The following is a 4,306-nucleotide window of genomic DNA, read 5'->3' as shown; positions in this document are numbered from 1 at the left end:
ACGTCCGCCGCGAAGTGAACGCCGCGAGCGACGCGATCCGCGCACGCTTTCCGCTGCTCGACAACCAGAACCTCGTCGGCGCGACCGTGATGGCCGTGTCGGTGAGCGCGATGCTCGCGATCGCATGGCTGTATGCGCGTGGCGCGATCGCGTGGTACGTCGCGCTGCCGCTCGCCGCGTTCGTCACGTCGCTGATCCACGAGCTCGAGCACGACCTGATCCACCTGATGTACTTCAAGAAGACGCCGTGGGCGTATCACCTGATGATGGCGCTGTGCTGGCTCACGCGGCCCGGCACGATCAACCCGTGGACGCGCCGACGCATGCACCTGCATCACCACAAGGTGTCGGGCGGCGAATCGGACCTGGAGGAATACGGCATCACCAACGGCGAGCGCTGGGGCGTGAAGCGCCTGCTGATGATCGCGGACGGCATGCTCGCCGTCGTGCTGCGGCCGGCCGCGATGCGTCGCAAGGTGAAGCAGTACGTGGCCGCGCAACCGGTGCAGGACCCGTCCGAACGCCTGCAGTTGCGCATCGAGCAGGTGTCGTCGTACATGCCGATCGGTCACCTGTACTACACGCTGTGGCACGCGTTCATCGTCTATCACGTCGGCCTGTTCGCGCTGCATGCGTTCGATGTCGCGGTGACGGTGCCCGCCGCCGTCGAGCGCGTGATGAGCGTCGTCGATTTCCTGGCGGTGGTGTGGCTCGGGCCGAACTTCTTGCGCAGCTTCTGCATCAACTTCGTCAGCTCGAACATGCACTATTTCGGCGACATCGACTCGCGCAACGTGATCCAGCAGACGCAGGTGCTGAACCCGTGGTGGATGCTGCCGTTCCAGCTGTTCTGCTTCAATTTCGGCAGCACGCACGCGATTCATCATTTCGTGGTGCGCGATCCGTTCTACATCCGGCAACTGACCGCGCGCCATGCGCATGCGGCGCTGCGCGAAGTGGGCGTGCGCTTCAACGACGTCGGCACCTTCGCCCGTGCGAATCGCTGGGGCGGCTATCGTCCGTCTCGCCGCACGCACCACGCGCAGGCCGACGCGTAACGGCGGCGGCGCGCCGCATCAGCGCCGCATCAAGCGTCGATCGGCGGCATCGGCCCCTGCCCGCGAATCCACGACCAGTTCGCGAGCTCGGCCATTTCCTTGTCGCCGCGACTGTCGCCATACGCGAACAACTGCTTCGGCGGCCGGTTGCCCCACCATCCGCGCAGCCGCACGACCTTCTGCGGCCCCCAGCAGTTCTCGCCGTCGAGGCGCCCGGTGAAGACGCCGCGCTCGAACGCGAGCCGCGTCGCGAGCACCGTGTCGAAGCCGGCCGTCTTCGCCCACTTCTCCAGATACAGCGACGGCGATGCGCTGACCAGCACGACTTCATGCCCACGCGCCCGATGCTCGCGGATGCGCTCGAGCATTTCCGGACGCACGAGGCGCGGCAGATAACCGTCAACGAAGGTGCGCGCGTGCGCATCGAGCGCGTCTTCACGAATCGGCCCGAACGCGAACGACGCGAACTTTGCCTTCGCGTCGCCGCGCGACAGCAGCCCGGCCTTCATCGCGACGATCCACGGCAGCGCGCGCAACCCGGCCCACGCGAAACGCGGCGTGCCGACCGCCTGGCGGACGAAATGGCGAAAGCTGTCGGTGGTCGTGATGGTGCCGTCGAAATCGAAGGCGGCGACGATGCGGTCGGTCATGGAGAATCGGCGGGGAAAGCGATGAGATGCCCGGGAAGATAGCAGACTCGCGGGGGCCCGCGCGAAACCGTAGAGTCCGCCCCGACGCCCCCTCAGCGATCATGCACCATCGCCCGTGAACGCCCAGTTATCTCAAATAGTGGGCCGCCCCTCCCGCAAACGACAATGATTCTCGTTTACGCTAGACTCCGCCGCTCGATAAAAACACGTCCGCGACAGTACGGACGCGTCACGCCGCCCGGATTCCGACTTGCCGCCCTGGGATGGATCACCGACTACACCCGATTTGCGTCCCATGTCGACACTTTCGTTACCCGTCCGGCGTCTCACGCCGATTGCCTTCGGCATTGCGCTCGCCTGCACCTTCCCGGCCGCCGCACGGGCCCAGCAGGCGACTTCCGCCGCCGTCAACGCCAATGCCGCGTCCGATGCCGCCATGCTGCCGTCGATCAACGTGACCGGCGCGGCCGAGCCGCTGCCCGGCGACCTCGCACCGACCTACGCCGGCGGCCAGGTCGCGCGCGGCGCGGATTTCGGCGTGCTCGGCCGGCAAAAGGCGAGCGACGTGCCGTTCAGCATGACCACCTATACGTCGAAACTGATCGAGGACCAGCAGGCGCGCACGCTCGCCGACGTACTCGACAACGACCCGGCCGTGCGCAGCGCCTCCGGCTACGGCAACTTCTCGCAGGTATTCGTCATCCGCGGTTTCGAGCTTGCCGGCGACGACGTGTCGCTCAACGGCCTGTACGGCGTCACGCCGCGGCAACTCGTCCAGACCGATGCGGTCGAGCGCGTCGACGTGTTCAAGGGCGCGAATGCCTTCCTGAACGGGGCGTCGCCGAACGGCTCGGCGGTCGGCGGCGGCGTGAACCTGCAACTGAAGCGTGCGGACGACAAGCCGCTCACACGCGTCACCGTCGACGGCGCCACGTCCGGTTCGCTCGGCACGCATGTCGACATCGGCCGCCGCTTCGGCAGCGAAGGCCAGTTCGGCGTGCGCGTGAACCAGTCGATCAGCGGCGGCGACACGGCCGTCGACGACGAGCGCCGCCGCAGCAACGTGACGGCGGTGTCGCTCGACTGGCGCGGCGACAAGCTGCGCCTGTCCGGCGACTTCCTGTATCAGCGGCAGCGGATCGACAACGGCCGCCCGGTCGTGCTCGTCAGCGGCGATCAATTGCCCGCCGTGCCGTCCGCGACGCACAACTATGCGCAACCGTGGAGCTTCAGCGAACTCGAGGACACGGTGGGCATCGTGCGCGCCGAGTATGACTTCCTGCCAGCATGGACGGCCTACGTATCGGCCGGCGCACGCCATACGAACGAGCATGGCGACTATTACACGCCGACCTACTCGTCGTCCGGCACGACCGGCTCGCGCCTGAGCGTGCCGCACAAGGAAGATGCGCAGTCGGCCGAGGCCGGCGTACGCGGCCGCTTCACGACCGGCCCCGTGTCGCACTTCGTGACGGCCGGCGCGTCGTTCATCCGCGTCGACAGCCAGTCCGCGTACACGCTGTCGAACGCGTTCCCGACGACGCTCTACGATCCCGCGCCGATCGCGTCTCCGCCGACGGCCTACACGGGCGGCGACATGAACGATCCGGGCACGGTCACGAAGACCTGGCTGCGCAGCCTCGCGGTGTCCGATACGCTCGGCTTCCTGGACGACCGCGTGCTGTTCACGATCGGCGCGCGCCGCCAGTCGATTTCGGTCGACAACTTCAGCTACACGGGCGCGGTCACGGGCGTCTACAGCGACGCGATCACGACGCCCGTGTTCGGTCTCGTCGTGAAGCCGTGGCGCAACGTGTCGATCTTCGCGAATCGCAGCGAAGCGCTCGCCCAGGGCGAGATCGCGCCGAACACCGCGCGCAACGCAGGCCAGGCGCTGTCGCCGTACCGGTCGAAGCAATATGAAGCCGGCATCCGCTACGACACCGACAAGTACGGTGCGTCGCTTGCGCTGTTCCAGATCGAGAAGCCGATGGCGTACACCGACCCGGCGACGAACCTGTTCGGCGCCGACGGCACGCAGCGGCACCGCGGCATCGAGACGGCCGTGTACGGCGAGCCGTGGAAAGGTGTGCGGCTGATCGCCGGCGCGACGTACCTCGACGCGACGCTGCAGAACACGGCGAGCGGCGCGAACGACGGCCACCGGCCGATCGGCGTGCCGTCGTTCCTGCTCAACGCGGGTGCCGAATACGACGTGCCGATGCTGCGCGGGCTCACGCTAACCGCGCGCTGGCTCCACACGGGGCCGCAGTACCTGGACGTCGCGAACACGATGTCGATCCAGGCGTGGGACCGCTTCGACCTCGGCGCGCGCTACGCGACAAACGTGTTCGGCAAGAAGACGACGTTGCGCGCGACCGTGCGCAACGTCGCGAACAAGTCGTACTGGTCGTCGACGATCGGCGGATACCTGACGCAGGGCGACCCGCGCTCGGTGTGGCTGTCGATGACGACGGATTTCTGACCGACGCGGAAGGGAGTGGCGGGCTGCCGCCAGAGTTTGCTATACTCTCGGTCTTCCGGAGAGATGGATGAGTGGTTTAAGTCGCACGCCTGGAAAGCGTGTATAGGTTAATC

Annotated in this window: 3 protein-coding genes; 2 read left to right on the top strand and 1 reads right to left on the bottom strand. The window is 67.0% G+C overall.

Going from position 1 to position 4,306, the window contains the following annotated elements:
- On the top strand, nt 1–1,058 hold a 1,058-nt coding region (locus JMF90_RS26435; protein ID WP_236598035.1), incomplete at its 5' end, for a fatty acid desaturase.
- 29 nt (nt 1,059–1,087) lie between these two features.
- Here the strand turns inward: JMF90_RS26435 and JMF90_RS26430 are convergent.
- The gene (locus JMF90_RS26430) at nt 1,088–1,708 is read right to left on the bottom strand and encodes an HAD family hydrolase (protein ID WP_054927988.1); all 621 of its coding nucleotides are present in this window, start codon (nt 1,706–1,708) and stop codon (nt 1,088–1,090) included.
- A gap of 295 nt (nt 1,709–2,003) precedes the next feature.
- Between JMF90_RS26430 and JMF90_RS26425 the strand changes: the two genes are divergently transcribed.
- A complete protein-coding gene (locus JMF90_RS26425) occupies nt 2,004–4,193 on the top strand; it encodes a TonB-dependent siderophore receptor (protein ID WP_054927989.1) in 2,190 nt (729 codons plus the stop codon).
- Nucleotides 4,194–4,306: the final 113 nt, after the last annotated feature.

It is taken from the genome of Burkholderia sp. E168m23 (assembly GCF_016586125.1).
Lineage (GTDB): Bacteria > Pseudomonadota > Gammaproteobacteria > Burkholderiales > Burkholderiaceae > Burkholderia > Burkholderia orbicola.
Note: the sequence above shows the minus strand (reverse complement) of the source record. Positions and strands in the feature narration are given on the sequence as shown.